19 protein-coding genes are annotated in these 22,862 nt (G+C 26.5%); 12 read left to right on the forward strand and 7 right to left on the reverse strand.

The genetic code is table 11. The features are described 5' to 3' along the window. Positions 1–126: 126 nt before the first annotated feature. Positions 127–1,776, reverse strand: coding sequence for a nucleoside kinase (locus ACYUET_RS05930; protein ID WP_460278381.1), 1,650 nt, complete (start codon positions 1,774–1,776; stop codon positions 127–129). Between the two features lie 129 nt (positions 1,777–1,905). Here ACYUET_RS05930 and ACYUET_RS05935 point away from each other — a divergent pair, with 129 nt between their 5' ends. The 3 genes from ACYUET_RS05935 (at position 1,906) to fba (ending at position 4,315) form a co-directional block, all read left to right on the forward strand. Next, a complete protein-coding gene (locus tag ACYUET_RS05935) occupies positions 1,906–2,619 on the forward strand; it encodes a DUF421 domain-containing protein (RefSeq protein ID WP_460278382.1) in 714 nt (237 codons plus the stop codon). Between the two features lie 3 nt (positions 2,620–2,622). Further along, on the forward strand, positions 2,623–3,003 hold the full coding sequence (locus ACYUET_RS05940; RefSeq protein ID WP_460278384.1) for a DUF4363 family protein: 381 nt from the start codon (positions 2,623–2,625) through the stop codon (positions 3,001–3,003). Between the two features lie 379 nt (positions 3,004–3,382). Next, complete coding sequence (gene fba, locus ACYUET_RS05945; RefSeq protein ID WP_460278386.1) at positions 3,383–4,315, forward strand: class II fructose-1,6-bisphosphate aldolase; 933 nt, start codon at positions 3,383–3,385, stop codon at positions 4,313–4,315. Between the two features lie 530 nt (positions 4,316–4,845). On the opposite strand, the gene ACYUET_RS05950 is transcribed toward fba, so the two are convergent. The 3 genes from ACYUET_RS05950 to ACYUET_RS05960 all read right to left on the reverse strand — a co-directional run bounded on the left by ACYUET_RS05950 (position 4,846) and on the right by ACYUET_RS05960 (position 6,932). After that, positions 4,846–5,811: a WG repeat-containing protein gene (locus ACYUET_RS05950; RefSeq protein WP_460278388.1), complete on the reverse strand. Its 966-nt coding sequence runs from the start codon at positions 5,809–5,811 to the stop codon at positions 4,846–4,848. A 181-nt stretch (positions 5,812–5,992) separates the two neighbouring features. Next, positions 5,993–6,121 carry a hypothetical protein gene (locus ACYUET_RS05955; RefSeq protein ID WP_460278389.1) on the reverse strand — a complete coding sequence of 43 codons (129 nt, stop codon included), beginning with the start codon at positions 6,119–6,121 and terminating at the stop codon, positions 5,993–5,995. A gap of 49 nt (positions 6,122–6,170) precedes the next feature. Beyond that, a complete protein-coding gene (locus ACYUET_RS05960; RefSeq protein WP_460278391.1) occupies positions 6,171–6,932 on the reverse strand; it encodes a lysostaphin resistance A-like protein in 762 nt (253 codons plus the stop codon). Positions 6,933–7,402: 470 nt separating this feature from the next. Here ACYUET_RS05960 and ACYUET_RS05965 point away from each other — a divergent pair, with 470 nt between their 5' ends. The 8 genes from ACYUET_RS05965 (at position 7,403) to ACYUET_RS06000 (ending at position 17,767) form a co-directional block, all read left to right on the forward strand. Continuing rightward, positions 7,403–8,626: an argininosuccinate synthase gene (locus tag ACYUET_RS05965; protein WP_460278393.1), complete on the forward strand. Its 1,224-nt coding sequence runs from the start codon at positions 7,403–7,405 to the stop codon at positions 8,624–8,626. A 2-nt stretch (positions 8,627–8,628) separates the two neighbouring features. Continuing rightward, positions 8,629–10,017 (forward strand): argininosuccinate lyase, encoded by a 1,389-nt coding sequence (argH, locus tag ACYUET_RS05970; protein WP_460278395.1) that lies wholly within the window; start codon positions 8,629–8,631, stop codon positions 10,015–10,017. A 1-nt stretch (position 10,018) separates the two neighbouring features. After that, entirely contained in the window at positions 10,019–11,053 is a 1,035-nt protein-coding gene (gene argC / locus ACYUET_RS05975) for an N-acetyl-gamma-glutamyl-phosphate reductase (RefSeq protein WP_460278396.1), read from the forward strand. Between the two features lie 155 nt (positions 11,054–11,208). After that, on the forward strand, positions 11,209–12,432 hold the full coding sequence (gene argJ / locus ACYUET_RS05980; protein WP_460278397.1) for a bifunctional glutamate N-acetyltransferase/amino-acid acetyltransferase ArgJ: 1,224 nt from the start codon (positions 11,209–11,211) through the stop codon (positions 12,430–12,432). 271 nt (positions 12,433–12,703) lie between these two features. Next, positions 12,704–13,558 (forward strand): acetylglutamate kinase, encoded by an 855-nt coding sequence (argB, locus tag ACYUET_RS05985; RefSeq protein ID WP_460278398.1) that lies wholly within the window; start codon positions 12,704–12,706, stop codon positions 13,556–13,558. 76 nt (positions 13,559–13,634) lie between these two features. After that, positions 13,635–14,816 carry an acetylornithine/succinylornithine family transaminase gene (locus tag ACYUET_RS05990; protein WP_460278399.1) on the forward strand — a complete coding sequence of 394 codons (1,182 nt, stop codon included), beginning with the start codon at positions 13,635–13,637 and terminating at the stop codon, positions 14,814–14,816. An 87-nt stretch (positions 14,817–14,903) separates the two neighbouring features. Then, positions 14,904–15,824 carry an ornithine carbamoyltransferase gene (argF, locus tag ACYUET_RS05995; protein ID WP_460278400.1) on the forward strand — a complete coding sequence of 307 codons (921 nt, stop codon included), beginning with the start codon at positions 14,904–14,906 and terminating at the stop codon, positions 15,822–15,824. A 227-nt stretch (positions 15,825–16,051) separates the two neighbouring features. Next, positions 16,052–17,767, forward strand: a complete 1,716-nt coding sequence (locus tag ACYUET_RS06000) for a diguanylate cyclase domain-containing protein (protein WP_460278401.1) — start codon at positions 16,052–16,054, stop codon at positions 17,765–17,767. A 76-nt stretch (positions 17,768–17,843) separates the two neighbouring features. On the opposite strand, the gene ACYUET_RS06005 is transcribed toward ACYUET_RS06000, so the two are convergent. Both ACYUET_RS06005 and ACYUET_RS06010 read right to left on the reverse strand, forming a co-directional pair. Continuing rightward, positions 17,844–19,241: a glycoside hydrolase family 1 protein gene (locus tag ACYUET_RS06005; RefSeq protein ID WP_460278402.1), complete on the reverse strand. Its 1,398-nt coding sequence runs from the start codon at positions 19,239–19,241 to the stop codon at positions 17,844–17,846. A gap of 411 nt (positions 19,242–19,652) precedes the next feature. Next, positions 19,653–20,693, reverse strand: a complete 1,041-nt coding sequence (locus ACYUET_RS06010; protein ID WP_460278403.1) for a nucleoid-associated protein — start codon at positions 20,691–20,693, stop codon at positions 19,653–19,655. Positions 20,694–21,074: 381 nt separating this feature from the next. Here ACYUET_RS06010 and ACYUET_RS06015 point away from each other — a divergent pair, with 381 nt between their 5' ends. After that, positions 21,075–21,635 (forward strand): class IV adenylate cyclase, encoded by a 561-nt coding sequence (locus ACYUET_RS06015; RefSeq protein WP_460278404.1) that lies wholly within the window; start codon positions 21,075–21,077, stop codon positions 21,633–21,635. A 265-nt stretch (positions 21,636–21,900) separates the two neighbouring features. Here the strand turns inward: ACYUET_RS06015 and ACYUET_RS06020 are convergent, their stop codons facing one another. Continuing rightward, positions 21,901–22,827, reverse strand: coding sequence for a 1-phosphofructokinase family hexose kinase (locus tag ACYUET_RS06020; protein ID WP_460278405.1), 927 nt, complete (start codon positions 22,825–22,827; stop codon positions 21,901–21,903). Between the last annotated feature and the right edge of the window lie 35 nt (positions 22,828–22,862).

A 22,862-nucleotide genomic window follows, 5' to 3' on the forward strand; every position in this document is an offset into this window, starting at 1 on the left:
AAGCTTTGTCTGATATTAAGAATTCTGTTTATACTAAAAATTCAACACCTTTTTTAAAAATAGCTATAGTAAAATAGACCAAATATACGAACATATTTGATCTATTTTTTGTACTTATATTTAATTTTAATATTCGTAAAAACAGCTTCCACCTATAAATTCTCTTAATATAGAATTCATAGGAACATAAGATGAATCTACTTCTTTAAAAAAATTTAAAATAGATTTTAATCTAATCGCCTCTTCATATAATTCACTTTCTTCTTTTACCTTATCTAACTCTTTTAAAGCATATGGTTTTAATAAGCTTAATTCATATACTAATGTTGAATTAAACATAGCGTCTGCTTGATCTTGATAAACAAAAATATTCTTTTTTTCTCCTCTTTTTATTGAAGGCCACATTTTTAACGTAGCTTCAGCATCATGCCCTCTACTTAATGAATCTCTAACAATTCTTCTTACTTTTCTTACATCTGTTGTAGTTATTCTATTATGATTATCTAAATTTAATTGAGTTAATGCTGATATATATACCTTAAAAAGATTCTCTTCAGGTATACTTGATGTTAATATTGGATTTAAACCATGTATTCCTTCTAATATTAAAACTCCATTTTCAGGTAATTTTACTTTTTTACCATTCCATTCTCTTTGTCCAGTTATAAAATTATAAGTTGGAATATCTACTTTCTCACCATTCATTAAAGCCATTAATGATTTATTAATTAATTCTAAATCTAAAGCATAAACAGATTCATAATCATAATCTCCATTTTCATCTTTAGGAGTATTTTTTCTTTCAACAAAAAAATCATCCAATGATAAAGGTATTGGAATTAAACCATTAACTCTTAACTGTATTCCTAATCTATTGGCAAAAGTTGTTTTTCCCGAAGATGATGGCCCTGCAATTAGAACTATTTTAACTTCTTTTTTATTTGTTATTTGATCTGCAATATTAGCCATCTTTTTTTCATGAAGAGCTTCTGATGTTAAAATTAAATTTTGTGCTTCATTGCTAGATAATTTTTCATTTAACGTTCCAACTTCACCTATATTTAATATGCTAAGCCATCTTTCTGTTTCTAAAAAAATTTTACTTAACTTTCTTTGTTCTTTATATTCTGGCAAAACATCTAAATTTTCTTGCTCTGGACTTCTTAATATAAATCCCGGTTCATAATATATTAAATCAAAAGCTTTTATTATTCCTGTTGAATATGCCATATATCCATAGAAATAATCATATCTTCCATCTAAATTATAAAGTTTAACGTCCTTTAAATTTGAGTATTCTAAAAGCTTTACCTTATCTTCCATATCATATTTATCAAAAATTTTTATTGCTTCTTCTTTAGACATTCTTACACTGTTTATTGGAATATTTTTGTTTATAAGCTCACTCATTCTTTCTTTAATTAATTTAATATCATTTTCATTTAGTGGTGAATCCTTAATAATCTCTCCAAATAATCCTTTACTTATAGAATGTTCTATTTTTATTTTAGCATTTGGAAATAAATCTAAAGTGGCTTTAATAAAAATGAATTGTAATGTTCTAGTATAAATTTTCATACCTAGTTCTGTATTAAATTCTATAGGCTCAATTTCACCTGAATCTTCTACTAAATTATTTAATTCATAACATTTATCATTCATTTTACATACAGCTATATCATTAATATTTCCATTAAATTTTTTAGATATTAAATCATAAAAGGTTGTTTTATTATTTAACTTATTTTTATCTATCTCAGAATATACCTTAACCATATTAAGTGTCTCCTTTTCAATATATTCCCCTCTATAATTCTATTATATATATTTCTACTTAAAAAGGTAAAACTATTTTGCATATTAAGACGAAATTTTACAAATATTATTTATACGAGGTGTTTTTTTATGTTTATAGTATTTATTCGAACTACAATACTTTATTCTTTAGTTGTTTTAGTAATGAGATTAATGGGAAAGCGTCAAATTGGAGAACTTCAACCCTATGAATTTGTAATAACAATTATGATTTCTGATTTAGCAGCTTTACCTATGCAAGATTCAAGGCTTCCATTATTACTAGGAATTATACCAATAATTACATTATTATTTCTAAAAACAATTTTAAGTCTAATTCAATTAAAATCGCAAGCTTCTAGAAAAATAATTGATGGTGAACCTAGTATTCTAATATATAAGGGAAAAATTAATTATGAAGCACTAAAAAAACAACAAATAAATTTAGATGAATTGCTTGAAGAATTAAGACTTGCAGATTACTTTAATCTTGAGGAAATACAATATGCTATTTTAGAAAATGGAGGTCAACTTTCTGTACTTCCAACTAACTACAATTCTCAATCTGGTAATTCTAATAGTAATGATAATACATCCAAAACTAAAGAAGTACAATTACCTAAAATACTGATATCTGATGGAAAAATTAATAAAAGTTCGTTAACTCGCATGGAGAAAGATGAAGAATGGATTATTAATGTATTAAAAAATCATAATATTGATTCTATTAATGAAGTATTAATAGCTTTGTATGATACAGAAGGTAATTTTAAATATCAACTTTACGATGAATATTCAAATGAATGTAAGAAAGAAGGAGTGTAAGAAATGAGAAATGTTGTATTTTCTATACTAATTTTCTGTGCTGTTCTTATATTAGTATATTTTGCAGATAATTCATTACTAAAGTTATGTGATAATATTACTACACTTGCCGAGGATATAGAGATTACTTTAATAAAAGGAGAAACAGAAGATGCTTATATTAAATCTATAGATTTGTTAAATTTAATACATGAAGATGGATTTGTAACATCAATTTATGTAAATCATCAAGAATTTGATAATTTAGTTAATGACACAGTAAAACTTTCAGTTTATTTAAGTCATAAAGATATTCCTGATGCAAACTCTACATTACACACTTTAAAATATAATGCTCAAAATTTAAAGAAACTTCAAAAACCAACTTTAAAAAATATACTATAACACAACATATTTAAATAAGGCATAATCAAAAAAATAATAATTCCGTCTACCAATCCTATTTTCCATTATACTGCGGATGCAGATTTGCCTAATAGGCTAACTATGAGACCAATCTACTTCCTTGCCTAATGAAAAATAATCAGGGCATTTTGGACTTATTATTTTTCTTCATATGCCTAAATTCTCTTAAAACGGTGTTTGGTAAAAATAATTAACTAAAATCTATAAAATACTGCAAAAATCATGCCAAAATAATGATTTTTTTGAATTTTAATTCGTTAAATGTAGAAAATACATAAACTATAGTTTATAATTGATTTGTTAAGACAACTTTTAGTTGTTAAAATTTTTTCAAAATTTGAAAGGTGGTAAAATTAACATGGCATTAGTTACTACAAAAGAAATGTTTAAAAAAGCTTATGAAGGAGGATACTCTATCGGAGCTTTCAATATTAATAACATGGAAATAATCCAAGGTGTTGTTAATGGAGCAAAAGCTAGAAATTCAGCAGTAATCCTTCAATGTTCAACTGGAGCAATAAAATACGCTGGAGCTAAATACTTAAAAGCAATGGTAGACGCTGCTATAGCTGAAACTGGAATAGATGTTGCTCTTCACTTAGATCACGGTCCAAGTTTTGAAGCTGTTAAAGAAGTTATAGATGCTGGTTTCACATCAGTAATGTTTGATGGTTCTCACTTTGATTATGAAGAAAATGTAAAGAGAACAAAAGAAGTTGTAGATTACGCTCACGCTAGAGGAGTTGTTGTTGAAGCTGAACTTGGAGTATTAGCAGGAGTTGAAGATGACGTTGTTGCTGATTCTCATGTTTATACTGATCCAGATCAAGCAGTTGACTTCGTTAATAGAACTGGAGTTGATTCATTAGCTATCGCTATAGGAACTTCACACGGAGCTGTTAAATTCCCACCAGATGCTAAACCAGAATTAAAGTTCCACATATTAGAAGAAATTCAAGCTAAATTACCTGGTTACCCAATAGTTCTTCATGGAGCATCAGCTGTTGACGCTAACACTGTTGCAACTTGTAACGAATTTGGTGGAAAAATTGCAAACGCTAAAGGTATTCCAGTTGATATGTTAAGAAAAGCATCTTCAATGGCTGTATGTAAAATCAACATGGATACTGATTTAAGATTAGCTATGACTGCAGCTATAAGAAAAACTTTCGGAGAAAAACCAGAAGTTTTCGATCCAAGAAACTACATGGGTGCTGCAAGAACTGCAATCCAAGAAGTTGTTGAATCAAAAATTGACAATATCTTAGGATCAGCTGATTCTATGAAATAATTTCTCTTTAAAAGACGAGGTATAAACCTCGTCTTTTTTTATTCTTTAGGAAATTATATTTTTTAAATCTGTGAATAACTTAGATTATATTTTTGCTTAAAGATTAAGAAATAAAACCTAAAGAATAAAAAGAAAATATATTCGCCTGCCAGATTTTTCTCACATACGTTCGAAAAGGCAGATGCGTAAAAAAAATCGACGGCTCCACAGTCGCCTTGGCGATTTTTTTATTTGTGACTATGTTTTAAGTGAATGTTGATATTGTAGTATAACGCTCATGGACAGGGGAATTTACTTTAAGAACTCTAAAATAAAGTTTAGTCCAATAATGCGTGTTCCCAATCAAGGATTGTACTCTGTGAAAGTTCGAAGAACCAAATATAAAATTTGGATTCTCACTTTTGACAAGCAATTAATTGGACAAATCTTCATTAAGAGTTCTAAAAAGCAAATTCTAATGCCAGTTGGCTATTATACTACAATATCAACACTGTTTTAAAACACAGCCTTTTATTTTAATCTATATTTTACTATTTACCCGATAAATTACTAGGTGTCCACACTCTATTTCCATTTCTATCTATATATATTGGTATTCTCATTTCACTTATAAACACTCGTGCTAGTCCATTTGTAAAATTAAGTGCAAAATCAAATTGTGGTTTAATAATCATATCTCCATTTTTATTTATACAACCCCATTTATCATTTATTTGTACAAATGCTCTTCCTTCTTTAAAACTAAATGCATTATCAAATTTAGGTTCTATAATCATCTCATTTTTCTTATTTATATATCCCCATTTATTATTTAACTTTACATTGGCTAATCCATCTGAAAACCCGTCTGCTATATTATATTCATTATATATTACTAAATTTCCAGACTTATCTATAAATCCTAATTTTCCATCAATCTTTACTGGTGCTAAGCCTTCCTTAAAGCCGAAAGCAACTTCAAAACTTGAATCAAATATTTTTTTACCTGATTTGTCTATATAATTCCATCCTTCATTTGTTTTAACCCTAGCTAAACCTTCTGAAAAACTCCCTACATGATCATATATAAAATCAGTAATAAATTCACCCTTAGAATTTATAAAAGCATACTTTCTATCCTTATTTCTCACATAAGAATAACCTTCTGAAAAATATGCTATAAAGTCAAACTGCGGTTTTATTATGATTTCGCCATTTTTATTGATATAGCCCCAATTATCTTTAATTTTTACTCCAGCTAAACTTTCTTTGAAAGAATTCGCGTCATCAAATCTATAATCAATAACTATCTCTTCATTTTTATTTATAAATCCAAACTTATCATTTAGTGCTACAGCAGCAACTCCTTCTGAGAATTCAGATCCCATATTAAATTTTGGTTGAATGACTATTTCTCCATGCTGATTTATATAACCAAGTTTATTATCTCCACGTGGTTTCATGTACCCTACTTTGTTATCTATATAAATTTCAAATAAATTAATAATTTCCGACACACTATTTACCTCCAATATATATTAATTAAATAATAAATAACTCTTGTAACACAATAAAAAATATTGTTCAATAAATTTATTATATTAAATTACATTTCTATTTATATATCCACTCCTATACTCCAATTTATTTCTATATGTAATGTAATATACTATAAATAGCATTTGATATAAACACATATCAAAACAGTTTCCTAATAAGTTTAATAATTGCTTTAAAAATCAAACCTGCAAGTTCCATTATTCTTCCAAAAAGCATTCCAATTATTATCATTATTAAGACAGCAATTATACCTGATATAATTTCCACTTAAATCCTCCTAGATTCTTATATAAGATTAACTTAAATAGTAACTAACTCAATTCTTAATTACGTGTATTTGATTTTTCTTATAAACACTTATAAGAAATAATTCGACTATAACAAATCCTGTTAAAACAACATAGACAGACTTATTTAGTATTAATATTTCATTTACACAATTGAATAATATATGAAAAACAATAGCACCCCATAGGTTTTGTTGTTGTAAAACTAAAAAGCCTAATATAATACCAATAATAAGAGCATAAATAAATTCAAGTAAATTTTCATATGTTGGATTGACAATATGAATTGCCGAAAAAATAATTGCTTGTATAATCACCGCTTTATTAGCTACATGTGTCTCTTTATAAACAAGTTTAAAAATATATCCCCTAAATAAAATTTCTTCCGAAAATCCAACAATTATATAGTTACTTAACATAACCATCATTCCTATATTAAAAAATGGTTTAATCGCTATACTATATCCTAATAATAAATTTATTCCTATTATTGTTAAGTAATAAATTATACAAAGAGCAAGTCCATATGAAATATGTTTACAGACATTTTTACTTGTAAATCCTACTACCTTTAATGATCCAAACTCCTGTTTTATTGCTAATAATGAACCAACCATTAAGCAAATTACTATAGAACATGAAGGTATTTTTCCATTATTAAATAATATCCCTATAATAACTAATGGTAAAAGACATAGAGTAGCTATTAAAAATACTTTAATAATTTTTAAAATTACTTGTATATATGCATTCGATGTAAATAAGTTAAATCTTTTCTTATCAAAATTCAATTTAAAATCCCCTCCTTTAATTAATACATGATAAATTATTATTATTTTCTTCATTAAACTTCAAGTTAAATTATATCATTTATGTAATATTAATACTATTCGCAATTCTTTTATTTTATATTTATACATTATTTGTGAATACTTATATATTTTATATGAATATAATTACACATATTTTTTATAAATATTAATATTATATATTGCTCGTTTTTTATTTTTATAAATATAAAATTACTTTTAACGAGTTTATTATATGTTTTTATTAAAAATAAAGTGATTTTTTTAATAATTTTATATAAATATTAATTTTTAGTAAGTATTTAAAAATAACATTGTCAATATTTTTGTTTTATTTTTATGCATAAAGTTATTGATTATTTATACATATAATTGTATAATTATAAAAAATGATTTTTTGAACATAATATTAATATATATGTTTTTCAATATTAATTAAGGGGGCTTTAAAAATGAAAAAATTTAAAAAAGTAGTTTTAGCATACTCAGGAGGATTAGATACATCTGTAATCATACCATGGCTTAAAGAAAATTATAAATGTGAAGTTATAGCTGTAGTTGGTAATGTTGGGCAAAAAGACGAACTAGAAGGATTAGAAGAAAAAGCAATAAAAACTGGGGCTTCTAAAATCTTTATAGAAGATTTAACAGAAGAATTTGTTAATGATTATATATTCCCTACTATTCAAGCAAATGCAGTATATGAAGGAAAATATCTTTTAGGGACTTCATTTGCAAGACCTTTGATTGCTAAAAGAATAGTAGAAATTGCTAAAGCTGAAGGTGCTGATGCAATTTGCCACGGATGTACTGGTAAGGGGAACGACCAAGTAAGATTTGAATTAGCAATTAAAGCTTTTGCTCCTAATATGCCAATTATAGCACCATGGAGAATTTGGGATATAAAATCAAGAGAAGAAGAAATAGCTTATGCAGAAGCAAAAAAAGTTCCTATCAAAATAAATTATGAAACTAACTATAGTAAAGATAAAAATATATGGCATTTAAGTCATGAGGGTTTAGATTTAGAGGATCCAGCTAATGAACCTAAATATTCAGAAATATTAGAGCTTTGTAATACTCTTGAAGATGCACCTGATAAACCTACTTATATAACATTAACTTTTGAAAAAGGAAATGCAGTTGCATTAAATGGAGATAAAATGCCTAGTGTTGAACTTTTAGAAGAGTTAAACAGAATCGGTGGAGAAAATGCTATAGGTATTATCGATATGGTTGAAAATAGACTTGTTGGAATGAAATCAAGAGGTGTTTATGAAACTCCTGGTGGAACAATTTTATATGAAGCTCATAAAGCTTTAGAAGAGCTTTGCTTAGATAAAGATACTTCTCAATACAAACAACAAATTGCTCTTAAATTTGCACAATTAGTTTATGACGGCTTATGGTTTACTCCACTTAGAGAAGCTTTATCTGAATTTGTTAAAAAGACTCAAGAAACCGTTACAGGAGAAGTCAAATTAAAATTATACAAAGGTAACATTGTAAATGCAGGTATGACATCTCCTTACTCATTATATAGTGAAGAATATGCTACTTTTGGAGAAGATCAAGTATATGATCAAAAAGATTCAGCAGGATTTATAAGTTTATTTGGCCTTCCTTTAGTTGTTAGAGCTAAAATGAACGAAGCATTAAATAAAAAGGAGAAATAATTATGAAACTTTGGGGCGGACGATTTAAAAAAGGAACAGATGAATTAGTTAATGATTTTAATTCTTCTATTAACATTGATTCAAGAATGTATAAAGAAGATATAGAAGGAAGTTTAGCTCATGCTTCAATGCTAGGAGAAAAACAAATAATTCCTAAAGAAGCTAGTGATAGAATAACTTCTGGACTTTTAGAAATACTTAAAAGAATGGATAACGGGGTTATTGAAATTGATTCTACTTCGGAAGATATTCATAGCTTTGTTGAAAGTACTTTAACTTATTATATTGGTGATTATGGAAAAATGCTTCATACAGCTAGAAGTAGAAATGACCAAGTAACACTTGATTTAAGACTATATTTAAAAAAAGCATTAGTTAATTTAAAATATGATGTTTTAAATTTAGAAGAAGTTCTTTTAGAAAAAGCTAATGAAAACATAGAAACTATAATGCCTGGATATACTCATATGCAAAAGGCTCAACCAATCACTTTTGCTCATCATTTATTAGCTTATGCTGAAATGTTTAAAAGAGATATCGGAAGAATAGATGATACTTATAAAAGAACTGATGAGATGCCTTTAGGAAGTGGAGCTTTAGCTACTTCTACTTATCCTATTGATAGAAATCTTGTTGCAAAAAATCTTGGATTTTCTAAAATAACTTTAAATAGTTTGGATTCAGTTTCTGATAGAGATTATGTTATTGAAGCTTTATCTACCCTATCATTGATTATGATGCATCTTTCAAGATTTTCTGAAGAAATTATTCTTTGGTGTACTGGAGAATTTAGTTTTATTGAACTTGATGATGCTTATAGTACTGGTAGTAGTATAATGCCACAAAAGAAAAATCCTGATGTTGCTGAACTTGTTAGAGGTAAAACCGGTAGAGTTTATGGGGATCTTATTACTTTACTTACTGTTATGAAGGGAATACCTTTAGCTTACAATAAAGATATGCAAGAAGATAAAGAAGCTCTTTTTGATGCACTAGATACTGTTACATTATCATTAAAGACTTTTACTGGAATGCTTAAAACTATGAAAGTAAAAAAAGATAATATGAAAAAAAGCGCTGCATTAGGATTTACTAACGCTACTGATGTGGCTGATTATTTAGTTAAAAAAGGTGTTGCATTTAGAAATGCTCATGAAATAGTCGGTGAGATTGTACTTGAATGTATAAAACAAAATAAAATGATTGAAGAATTGACTTTAGATGAACTTAAGACATTCTCTCCTATATTTGATGAAGATATATACAAAGCAATAGATTTATTAACTTGTGTTGAAGAAAGAAATGTTATTGGGGGGCCTTCTACTCAATCAGTAAAATTACAAATTAATGAATTGGAGAAATTTATTAATTTAATGAAGGAGAATGATTGAAATGATTAAGGTTGGAATAATTGGTGCTACCGGATATGTTGGTTGTGAACTTTTAAGACTACTATTAAACCACCCTAAAATAGAGATTGGAGCCATAAGCTCCGTTTCTTTTGAGGGGCAAGAAATTAATAGTATATATAAAAACTTTTTTAATAAAACAAATCTTATTTGTGAAAATATGAATGAGGTTGTTAAAAAATGTGATGTTATATTTACTGCACTTCCACACGGTTTAAGTGAAGATATAGCTAAAGAAGTAATTGATAATAAAAAAATTTGTATAGATTTAGGAGCAGATTTTAGATTAAGTGATGAAAATGAATATAAATTTTGGTATGGAAAAGAGTTTTCTTATCCAAAGCTTCATGAACAAAGTGTTTATGGGCTTCCTGAATTAAATAAAGAGAGAATTAAAAACTCTCATTTAATTGCTAATCCTGGTTGTTATCCCACTAGTATAGAACTTGGATTAATGCCATTATTAAAAAATTCTTTAATAGATACAAATAATATTATTTGTGATTCAAAGTCTGGTACAACAGGCGCTGGAAGATCCTTAAGTTTAGGTACACATTTTCCGGAAGAAAATGAATCATTTGCTCCATACAAAATAGGTGATCATAGACATACTCCTGAAATTGAAGAAATATTATCATCTATAGCTAATAAAAAAGTTAACGTCACCTTTACTCCTCACCTACTTCCAATAAATAGAGGAATACTTTCAACAATTTACTGTACTCCAAAGGATAATGTAGACCTTGAATATATGCACAAATTATATAATGATTTTTACAAAGATGCTCCATTTGTTCAAGTATTACCATTAGGAGAAATTGCAGCAATTAAAAACATACGTTTATCAAATAATTGCCATATTTCTTTACATTTAAATCATAGAAAAAATCAAATAATAATTATAAGTACTATTGATAATATGATTAAAGGAGCAGCTGGGCAAGCGATTCAAAATATGAATCTTACTTTAGGGTTTAATGAAGATGATGGATTAAAACTTATCTCACCAGCTTTTTGATAATATATACCTTTTAAGCAATAAGTAAAAAAGATTATGTTTTAAAATTGTATTGATAATATACACTCAGGACACAGACTAAATAAATTTAAATAATATAAGATTATTCTAAAATTATCGATTAAAAATTTTATATTCAGAAGGGGGTTATAATTTTGGATATTAATTATATACAAGGAGGAGTAACTTCTCCTCAAGGATTTTTAGCTTCAGGAATACATTGCGGACTAAAAAAAAGTACAATAAAAAAAGATTTAGCTTTAATCTATTCTGAAGTTCCTTCAAATGCTGCTGGAGTTTTTACAAAAAATAAAGTTAAAGGTGCTCCACTTTATATAACAAAAGAGCATTTATCAAATAAAAAAGCAAGAGCAATTATAGTTAATAGCGGTAATGCAAATACTTGTAATGGAGAAGATGGATTAAAAAAAGCTAAAAAAATGGCTATGCTTCAAGCAAAAGAATTAAATATAAAAACTGATGATGTTTTAGTTGCATCAACTGGGGTAATTGGGGTGCCTTTAAATATAGATGCTATAAAAGATGGTATTCCTTTACTTACTAAAGAATTAGCTAAAAAAGGATATGAAGATGCTTCTTCTGCCATTATGACAACAGATACATTTAAAAAGCAATTAGCATTAGAATTTTATATTGGAGATGTAAAAATAACATTAGGTGCTATGGCAAAAGGGTCTGGAATGATTGAACCTAATATGGGAACCATGCTCTCATTTATAACAACAGATTTAGCTATTTCTCCTGAATTACTTGATGAAGCATTAAAATCAAGTGTAAAAATAAGCTATAACAGAGTTAGTGTTGATGGTGATACAAGTACAAATGATATGGTATTAATTTTAGCCAACGGACTTGCTAAAAATGATCCAATTACTGAAAAAGATGAAAAATATGAAGCATTTTTAAATGCATTAAATGATTTAAATATAAAACTTTCTAAAAATATTGCTAAAGATGGTGAAGGTGCTACTAAACTAATTGAATGTAAAATATCAGGTGCAAAAACTGAAGATGATGCAGTAACTTTAGGAAAAAGTATAGTTAATTCAAATTTAGTTAAAACAGCTATATTTGGTAGCGATGCTAATTGGGGAAGAATTTTATGTTCTTTAGGATATGCACAAATCGATTTTGATCCTAATAAAGTTGATGTTTATTTTGAAAGTTGCGCCGGTTCTATTAAAGTGTGTGAACATGGAACATCAATAGAATTTAATGAAAGCAAAGCAAAAGAAATACTTATTCAAGATGAAATTACTATTAAGGTAGATTTATTTTTAGGTGATGGTAATGCTTGCGTTTGGGGATGTGATTTAAGCTACGATTACGTAAAAATTAATGGTGATTATAGAAGCTAAAGCAATATGTAATTAAATGACTGTGTTTTAAACAGTGTTGATATTCTAGTATAAATCTCACATGGACAGGGGAATTTACTTTAAGAACTCTAAAATAAAGCTTAGTCCAATTAACGCATGCTCCCAATCAATATTGTGACAAGCAATTAATTGTACAAATCTTCATTAAGAGTTCTAAAAAGCAAATTCCAATGCCAGTTCGCCCTTATACTAAAATATCAATATTCACTTAAAACATAGTAAATTAAATAAATATAGGGGGTGTATTTAATTGAATCATAATGAAAGAGCTGAAGTATTAATTCATGCTCTACCTTATATTCAAAGATACTATGGTAAAACTATAGTTGTTAAATATGGTGGAAATGCAATGATAAGTGATAAGCTTAGAGAAACTGTAATAAATGATATTATTTTAATGAAATGTGTTGGTATTAATCCTGTTGTAGTACATGGTGGTGGTCCTGATATATCAGACTTTTTAAATAAACTAAATAAAAAAAGTGAATTTATCAATGGATTAAGGTATACCGATGAAGATACTATGGATATAGTACAAATGGTTTTGGGCGGAAAAGTAAATAAAAATTTAGTTTCATTAATAGAAAAATTCGGAGGTAAAGCCATTGGACTATGTGGAATTGATGGTTGTCTTCTTAGAGCTAAAAAACTTAAATCTGATATTGACTTAGGATATGTTGGGGAAATAACTGCTGTAGATACTAATATTTTAAAAACAGCTTTATCTGCAGGATATATCCCTGTTGTTGGAAGCATTGCCTTAGGTGAAGATGATAATAAAGCTTACAATATAAATGCAGATATATGTGCTTCAAAAATAGCTGCTGCATTAAAAGCTCAAAAATTAATACTGCTTACCGATGTGCCTGGAGTACTTATGGATCCAAGTGATAGTGATTCCCTTCTAAGTGTATTAAGACTACATCAAATCCCAAAACTTTCTTTAGAGGGAGTAATAAAAGGTGGTATGATTCCTAAAATTGATTGTTGTGTAGAAGCAATTAGAATGGGTGTTGAAAATGCAACTATTCTTGATGGACGTATCCCCCACTCTATTCTTTTAGAATTATTTTCTCATGAAGGTATGGGAACTATGATTTATTAAAACTCTATTTAATTTAGAAGTAAAATATCAATATTAAACCAGAGTTGAAATTCACTTTATATGGGAGGTACTTTTTATGTCATATGATTTTAATGAAGCAAAAGAATGCTTAGTCAATTCTTATAATTTTTTAGAACCAGTAATATCTTATGGTAATGGTGTTTACCTTTATGATACAAATAATAATAAATATTTAGATTTTACAAGTGGTATAGGTGTAAATAGTTTAGGTTATAATCATAAAACTTGGATTGAATCTACTACTAACCAAATGAAAACACTTCAACATTCATCTAATATATTTCTTAATAATACAACTGTTAAACTTGCTAAAAAATTAACTGAAATCTCTGAAATGAGCAAAGTATTTTTAGCAAATTCAGGAGCTGAAGCTAATGAAGGTGCAATAAAACTTGCTAGAAAATATAGTTATGATAAGTATGGAAAAGGAAGGTCTACTATTCTTTCTTTAGTACAATCTTTTCATGGAAGAACTATAACTACATTAAAAGCTACTGGTCAAGATAAATTTCATCAATATTTCTTTCCATTCACAGAAGGCTTTAATTATGTAAATGCAAATGATCTTGATGATTTTAAAGCAAAATTAACCTCTGATGTTTGTGCTATTATGTTAGAAGCTATTCAAGGTGAAGGTGGTGTACTTCCACTTAATAAAGAGTTTGTACAAAGTTTAGTGAAAATATGTAATGAGAAAGACATACTTGTAATATTTGATGAGGTTCAATGTGGAATTGCTAGAACTGGAAAAATGTTTGGATTTAATAATTTTGATATTAATGCTGATATAGTTACTGTTGCTAAAGGTTTAGGCGCTGGTCTTCCTATTGGAGGAATTCTTTGTTCTAAAAAAGTAGAAAATGTATTTAATCCTGGCGATCATGGTTCTACATTTGGTGGAAATCCAGTTGCTTGTGCTGGTGCATTAGTTGTACTTGATACTCTTTGCACAGAAAAATCTTTTGATGAAATATCTAAAAAAGGTGCTTACGTAAAAGACCTATTAACAAAATCTAATAATCATCAAATATTAGAAGTTAGGGGTATGGGATTAATGATTGGTATTAAAACTAAATGTCCTCCTTCATTAGTTCAAAAAGAAGCTCTAAAAAAAGGGTTATTAGTACTTACAGCTGGTAAAGATACAGTACGATTATTACCACCTTTAGTAATAAACAATGATGAATTAAAACAAGGAATATATATTCTACTTGATGTACTAAATTCTATTAACTAATAATTCTATGTTTTAAAACATCAACACTCACTTAAAACATAGTGTTAAATTAAATTTTAATTAGGAATAAAATGGAGGTTATTTTATATGCAAAAAGATTTATTAAAGATGGATGATCTCTCTAAAGAAGAGATTTTGGATATATTAAATTTGGCTGATCAGCTAAAATATGAACAAAAACATGGTATAGAACATCATCATTTAAAAGGAAAAAGTTTAGGAATGATTTTTGAAAAATCTTCAACTAGAACAAGAGTATCTTTTGAAGTTGGTATGTATCAATTAGGTGGAAATGCTTTATTTCTAAGTAATAAAGACTTACAAATTGGTAGAGGTGAACCAATTCAAGATACTGCACGAGTTCTTTCTAGATTTTTAGATGGAATAATGATTAGAACTTATTCTCAAAAAGATATTGAAGTTTTAGCTAAAAATTCTTCAATTCCTATTATAAATGGATTAACTGATGAAGAGCATCCTTGCCAAGTTTTAGCTGATTTAATGACAATTAGGGAATATAAAAATATTCTTGAAGGTTTAAATGTAGCATTTATTGGTGATGGCAATAATATGGCAAATTCTTTAATAGTTGGTTGCTTAAAAGTTGGAATGAACTTTTCTATTGCATCACCGCAAGATTATACTGCTAATGAAAAATATTTAAATCGTGCTAAAGAAATTGCTGAAAAAGAAAATGTTAAATTCACAACAACAACATCTCCTTTAGAAGCTACTAAAAATGCTGATGTTATTATTACTGATGTATGGGCAAGCATGGGCCAAGAAAAAGAACAACTAGCAAGAATTAAAGCATTTGCTGGGTTCCAAGTAAATGATGAGATAATGAGTGTAGCTAAAAATGATGCTATTGTACTTCATTGTCTACCTGCACATAGAGAAGAAGAAATAACAACTAAAGTTTTAGAAGAACATTCATCAGAAATATTTGATGAATCAGAAAATAGATTACATGCACAAAAAGCTGTACTTGTAAAATTAATGAAATAAATTTCTAAAAAAGATGGTAAATAAAGTATTTTTATTTACCATCTTTTTTATTATGTTAAACATTATTTATATGTAAAGAATAAAAAATATGGTATAATTTATTATATAATTAAAAATTTTCTAGATAAAAATATTACACTAAAATATGTATTAAATTTATAAATTAATATAATTGTATTTTATAATTTCAAAGCCTTTTAATTGTTATAATTCAAGGTGGTGTTAATATGAATAAATTGGTTAGAATTGATCATAAAAATATTATTGTAAAGCTACTAGTATTTTCTGTAGTTCTTTTTTTAATATCAATTATTATTTCGGGTATTTTTATGCATTATAATAACAATGAATTTATTGAGAAAAGTGTTATTAATTTAGATAATAATTGGATCTTTATAAACAAATTTACTGATGAACAAGCTACGATTAAATTTCCTCTCAATTTAAAGTATTCTAAAGGTACTATTTATTCTTTTTCTACAACTATTAAAGAGGATAATTTGAGTAACGATAAACTATTATGTTTACGTACCGGATTTGCTAATTTAGATGTGTATATAAATGATAAATTAATATTTAATTTTTCTGATGATAGTTATGATAAATTTTCAAATCGTGGCAAAAATACTTTACATATTATAAAGTTACCTAGTGAACTTTATAATAAGAATTTAACTTTCCAGGTTAAGATGGGATCAAATCCTTATTTACCTTATGATATAAAAACACCATTAATAGGAACCAAATCCGAAATCATTTACAATCTTATATCTAGTCAAATTTTAAATTATATTATATTATTTTTGATGATTAACTTTACAATAATAATATTTAATATTTTAGGAATAGCACTATTAAAAAAAATAAATAATTTATTTCATTTATTTTCAATAGGAATATTTGCATTATTAGCAACTACATATTCAATTTCTGAAACAAATATCATGCAATTGCTAATACAAAATCCTTATTTACTTAACAATTTAACATTTATGTCATTAATGTTGGTTTCAATACCAATAATAATGATAATGTTAGAAACAACAAATAAAAAATATAATAAAATATTAATCCCAATAATTTATTTAGATTTAACTAATTTTATTGTACAATCTCTTTTAAATTCTTTGGGTATATTTGATTTTAGAAGTATGTTATTTATTTCCCATATCCTAATAATTACAAATAGTATTCTTTGTTTATATATAATAATAATTTCTAGAAAAAATAGAATTATAGGAAGTAAATGTTTTGAAATTTCAATAATACCAATGTTAATTGGCACATTAATAGATATAACATTATTTTATCTCCATATTTCAGCATACTATGGTATATGTTTTCAAATGGGAGTATTATTCTTTATAATGATACAACTAGGATATGTTATAAATTCACATTTTAATTACTACCGTTCATCAATACAATCTACAATTTATGAAAAAATGGCTTTTACTGATATAATGACCGCTCTTGAAAATAGAGCTGCATTTGAAGAAAAAATTATAAATATAAACAAAAATCTAAATTCATATGATTCAATATGGTGTTTATCTATGGATATTAATAATCTTAAAGAAATTAATGATACTTTAGGACATAATAGTGGTGATAAATTAATAAATTCATTTGCTAATATTTTAAATAAAAACTTCAGCGGAATTGGACATTCTTACCGTATTGGTGGTGATGAATTTATAACTATTTTGATTAATATTTCTGAAAAAAATTTAAAAAATAAACTTAATACATTACATTCTATGATTACAGAGCATAATTTAAACTCACATCTTAAGCTTAGCACTGCAATAGGATATGATAACTTTAAATTTGATCAAGACATAAACTTAAATGATTTAATATCTAGAGCTGATAAATTAATGTATGAAAATAAAAGAACTATGAAGAAGTTAATTGCATTAAATGAAAACCAACTAATTTAATATAATATAAAAAAACAGCCTCAAAATATTTTGAGGCTGTTTTTATAAGTGCATTAAAACTTTTCCATCTACAAAATTAAAAACCATTATTTTCTGAAACCTTTTTAATCCATCTTCCTGATTTTTTTATTGTTTTAACTTGTGTATCTAAATCTAATGCAATAAATCCATATCTATTTTTATACGCATTACACCAAGACCAACAATCTATTGAAGTCCATGCATGATATCCAAAACAATTTGAACCTTCTATTATTCCTTTATGAAGATATGATAAATGCTCTTTATAAAAATCTATTCTATAATCATCTTCTATCATACCATCTTTATTTATATATTTTTCTTCATCTTCAACCCCCATTCCATTTTCTGAAATATACCAAGGAATATTATTATAATTATCTCTTATATTAATAGCAATATCATACATACATTGAGGATATATTTCCCATCCCCTATATAGATTCATTCTTCTTCCTGGCATCTTATAGTTATCAAAATACTTATCTGGCAACCATACATTCTTTTCATCAAATTGTGATTCTTTTGCTTTTACTCTTCTTGGCTGATAATAATTAACACCTAGAAAGTCTATTGTATTCTTATTTATGATTTCTAATTCATCATCAGTTGATTCCCATAAAATATTATCTTTTCTTAACATTTCAACAAGTAAATCTGGAAAATATCCTTTAACTGCTGGTTCTAAGAATGATTTATTAAAATAACTATCAACTATTTCAGAAGCTACTATATCATCTACATTATTTGATCTTGGATATGCTGGCGTTAAATTTAGAATTATTCCTATTTTCCCTTCCTCATTATCACATCTCATTTTTCTAAAAGCTTGTATTGATTTTGCTGATGCTAAATTTAAATTATATATTGCTTGAGCTGCTCTCTTACTATCAACAATTTTAGGATAATGAAATTTATATAAATACTGACCTTCTACTATAACCATAGGTTCATTAAATGTAGTCCAATATTTAACCTTATCACTAAATAATTCAAAACATTTCTCAGCAAATATAACAAATAACTCCACGACATGTTTAGATTCCCATCCACCATATTTATCATATAATTCTACAGGTAAATCAAAGTGATGTAAGTTTATGATAGGAATAATATTATTTGCAATACATTCATCAATTACTGCATTATAAAATATTGCTCCGTCCTCATCTATTTCTCCAGTTTCAAAATCTTTAATTAATCTAGTCCATTGAATTGATGTTCTAAAACTATTTAGTCCTATTTCTTTCATTAATTTTATATCTCTTTTATAATCATTATAAAAATTAGATGCCCTATCAGGTCCTACATTATTAAAAAACATTTCTGGTTCTACATCATACCAATAATCAAATATATTATCATGTTTTTTATCAAATCTTCCTTCAGATTGAGGTCCTGACGTAGCTGCTCCCCATAAAAAATTTTCTAGGAACTTATATTGTACACTCATTTCATGTTCCTCCTAAATTTATCTTTTTATATTTATTATATTTTTAGATAATTACTCATTGGTTCAGTAAAAATTAAAGCCATTTTATCTATTACCCAATTATTATATTTATTCTCAAAATTTATATTATTTCCTTTCTAATCACTGTTTTCTATTGATACTTTTATTTCTTTATTCTTATATTTTATCTTCCAATCTTAAAATAAAATTATGATTTTATTTATTAAAAATCTCTCAATAATATAAATTCCTAATAAACAAAAAACTGCACTCTAATTTATTAATTCATAACTTTATAATAAGTTAAATCAATAAATTAGAGTGCAGCATAAATCTTAAAAGTTTTATTCTTTACTTTGTTTTAATTAAATTTTTATATCATAGTATCAAACACTATTTTAAAATATAAACTTACTTTTCTATATAATTCATAACATTTTTAACTACTAAATTTATAGTTCCATCACCATTTCTCTGAATCTCAAATTTACTATCATCATGATATGTTTCTTCATTGATATATAAATCAATTTGTTTATCTATATTTAATCTAACTCTTTTAAGCTTTTTCTCTACCCAAGTCTTATCAACTAAAACTTCTTGGTCTAAACCCTGTGCTTTAACAAAATTAGAAAAGTCTTCTTTTACTTGAGGATGTTCTGTAAAAAGTTCCTTTGATAAATCATCTATATTTATACTATCCTCTTCTTTTAATTTACTTTTAACTGTAGTCCTAATTTTCTCTGCTTTTTCAGCATCATTTTCTATATTTTTTCTAGTCCAATCTTCAGTAGCTTTTAAAAATGTTTTGGTCATATCTCTTTCATTAATTATTAACTTAGCATATAAAAAATCATTTAAGAAATAGTTTATTCCCATTTCTTGTTCTTCTTTGCTTCTTTTTTCCTTATCTAATATCATTAAATTATATCTTTCATCTTCCCTGATAGGTTTTATAAATGCTGCCTTTTGTATTTTTTGACTGCTTCCTGGAAGACCTGCTGATTGTGGTACTATTCCTATTCCTATTTTTTCATCTATAAATTGAATTTCATGGGTGAAATTTTTAATATAATCCATCTTTAAAATTCCAATCATTGGCCCTTTATCTGTAATTAAAGATATAACAATTAAATCACATGATGGAATATTTTCATCCATTTGCATTACAGCAAATAACTGTCTAGCTAATTTTTTTGAAATAGATATCAAATCATTATCTATACCATTTAAATAATCTTGAACACATTCTTTCACAGTGTTAGTACCCTGAATAAATGCACCATACTTAAGTTCTTCATCCTTTAAGCATTTCTCTACATGCTTATATAAAAATTTATATATATCCTCATTTAACTCTAAGCTATATTCATTTAATACAGGTTCTGAACCATTTTTATCCAATATATGTATAACTGCTTCATTTATATTTATCTCACTTATGTATTCCATATTTTTCTCCTTTATTACCTAATTACCTATATTTATAAAAACATATCCGTTTCCTTAAATATTATACAATTTATTGATTATAAAAAAATCGCTAAATGACTGTGGAGCGTCGGTTTTTTTAGCCATGCACCCGTTCCAAACATAGTGCGGGAATAATGGTGCGTCATATGATTATTTTTTATTCTTTAGGTGATACTTATAATACCTCCAAAACAAGATATTCTAGAAGTTATCCACAGATTTTAAAATATATAATTTTCTAAAGAATAAAAAAGCTCAAAACACTAATTAAGACACTAGCAATTTCAAGAATTATATTATAACATTAAATTACTTAGGTTTAATAATTATACCTAAATTTTTTTACTGGAGGAATTATATATGCAAGAATTAGAAACTAGAATTGTTGATATTGACGTTGATAATATAAGAAAGATACTTTTATCTCATGGTGCAGAAAATGTTAAAAAAGAAGATCAAGTTAATGACATATATGACTTTGAAGACGGAAGACTTCTAAGTAAGAAAGGATATGCCCGTATAAGAACTGTTAATGATAACCTTAATAATAAAGTTGTATATTACATGACTACTAAAAAGATGTTATCTCAAGATAGATTTAAAGTTATGGAAGAAAATGAAGTAATAGTAGATAATAAAAAAATGGCTGAAGGAATTTTTAAATCTCTTGGATTAATATTAAAAGAATCAAATAAAAAATATCGTGAAAGCTATAAAATAAAAGATTCATTAGTTGAAATAGATATAAATGATAAATCTTTTTGCCCTTTTCCTTACATTGAAATTGAAACAAATTCTGAAAATAAATTAAATGAGATTGTTTCTTTGTTAGGATATTCATTAGAAGATACTACCTCAAAAACTATTTATGAAATTTTAGCTGAAAGAGGATTAGCTAACGAAAAACATAAAGGTATTTAAAAATAATAAACTTTATGAGACATTAAAGTTTCAAAAACACTATAAATTAATATAAAATTAAAAAGGTGAAAATCTTAAAAACATATTTATGTATTTGAGATTTTCACCTTTATTTATATAAAATGGGTAAGGTACTCTTTATAATTTATTTTTTAGACTATATTTTAAAGTATTATTGATATCATAGTAAATCCCTCTGTCCATGAGCTTTATCTATAATATCAACCTAAACTAAAAACATAGCTATGTTTTTAATAATAAAATATTATATTTCTTCTATAATAATTTTATTAAATAAATCATCCACTACAGATTTTTTTATAAATCCTGTTTCTTTTTCCATTGCATTTGAGGTTCCACAAGCTGATGCTAATTTTAAAATATTTATAATATCATCTTCTCTTTGAATTGCTACTGCTATCCCTCCTACATAAGCATCGCCTGAACCAACTGGGTTTACAACATTAACTTTAGGAATAGTTACTTTATAAAACCTTTCTTCAAATCCAATAATCGATCCCTTTTCACCTAAAGATAATGCAATAAATTTTATCCCCTTATCTTGTAAAAATTTAATTTCTCTTATAGCATCTTCTTCACATAAAATTTCTCTACCTGTTAAAGCTTCTATTTCATCTTTATTAGGCTTAATAAAATATGGTTTTCCCTCTATACCTTCTTTTAATGCTTCTCCACTAGCATCTAATAAAAATTTCTTTCCTTTAATATTAGCAAATTCTATTAGCTTTCTATAAAAATTTTTAGGTACATTCCTTGGAATACTTCCAGATGCTACAATTACATTAGCCTTTTCAAGTAATTCATTATATTTATTTAAAAAGTGTTCTTGCTCTCTTTTGGTTACCACTGGACCTGGTTCAAGTATTTCTGTTTGAACAAGATCATCTGTAATAAATGCTAAACACTCTCTTGTATCTCCGTTTATTTTTATAAAATCATTCTTTATCCCATAAGCATTAAGCTTCTCTTCGATAAATTCTCCATTCTTCCCCCCAAGTAATCCTGTCACTATACAATCTTCCTTTAATATAGTTGCTATATTTGCAACATGAATTCCTTTACCACCAGGAGTATTTTCCACATATCTTGCCCTCATTACTTGGCCTTTTTTTATATCCTCAATTTCATATCTTTTATCTATAGAAGCATTAAGATTTATAACTAATATCATATTATTTTGCTCCTTTTTTAATAAAATCCATTTAT

Source organism: Clostridium sp. CTA-5 (assembly GCF_054768135.1).

What these genes read in the sequence shown, in the direction of transcription:
- ACYUET_RS05930 (WP_460278381.1), bottom strand. Translation starts at nt 1,776, where the DNA reads ATGGTTAAGGTATATTCTGAGATAGATAAAAATAAGTTAAATAATAAA.
- ACYUET_RS05935 (WP_460278382.1), top strand. Translation starts at nt 1,906, where the DNA reads ATGTTTATAGTATTTATTCGAACTACAATACTTTATTCTTTAGTTGTT.
- ACYUET_RS05940 (WP_460278384.1), top strand. Translation starts at nt 2,623, where the DNA reads ATGAGAAATGTTGTATTTTCTATACTAATTTTCTGTGCTGTTCTTATA.
- fba (WP_460278386.1), top strand. Translation starts at nt 3,383, where the DNA reads ATGGCATTAGTTACTACAAAAGAAATGTTTAAAAAAGCTTATGAAGGA.
- ACYUET_RS05965 (WP_460278393.1), top strand. Translation starts at nt 7,403, where the DNA reads ATGAAAAAATTTAAAAAAGTAGTTTTAGCATACTCAGGAGGATTAGAT.
- argH (WP_460278395.1), top strand. Translation starts at nt 8,629, where the DNA reads ATGAAACTTTGGGGCGGACGATTTAAAAAAGGAACAGATGAATTAGTT.
- argC (WP_460278396.1), top strand. Translation starts at nt 10,019, where the DNA reads ATGATTAAGGTTGGAATAATTGGTGCTACCGGATATGTTGGTTGTGAA.
- ACYUET_RS05990 (WP_460278399.1), top strand. Translation starts at nt 13,635, where the DNA reads ATGTCATATGATTTTAATGAAGCAAAAGAATGCTTAGTCAATTCTTAT.
- argF (WP_460278400.1), top strand. Translation starts at nt 14,904, where the DNA reads ATGCAAAAAGATTTATTAAAGATGGATGATCTCTCTAAAGAAGAGATT.
- ACYUET_RS06000 (WP_460278401.1), top strand. Translation starts at nt 16,052, where the DNA reads ATGAATAAATTGGTTAGAATTGATCATAAAAATATTATTGTAAAGCTA.
- ACYUET_RS06005 (WP_460278402.1), bottom strand. Translation starts at nt 19,241, where the DNA reads ATGAGTGTACAATATAAGTTCCTAGAAAATTTTTTATGGGGAGCAGCT.
- ACYUET_RS06010 (WP_460278403.1), bottom strand. Translation starts at nt 20,693, where the DNA reads ATGGAATACATAAGTGAGATAAATATAAATGAAGCAGTTATACATATA.
- ACYUET_RS06015 (WP_460278404.1), top strand. Translation starts at nt 21,075, where the DNA reads ATGCAAGAATTAGAAACTAGAATTGTTGATATTGACGTTGATAATATA.
- ACYUET_RS06020 (WP_460278405.1), bottom strand. Translation starts at nt 22,827, where the DNA reads ATGATATTAGTTATAAATCTTAATGCTTCTATAGATAAAAGATATGAA.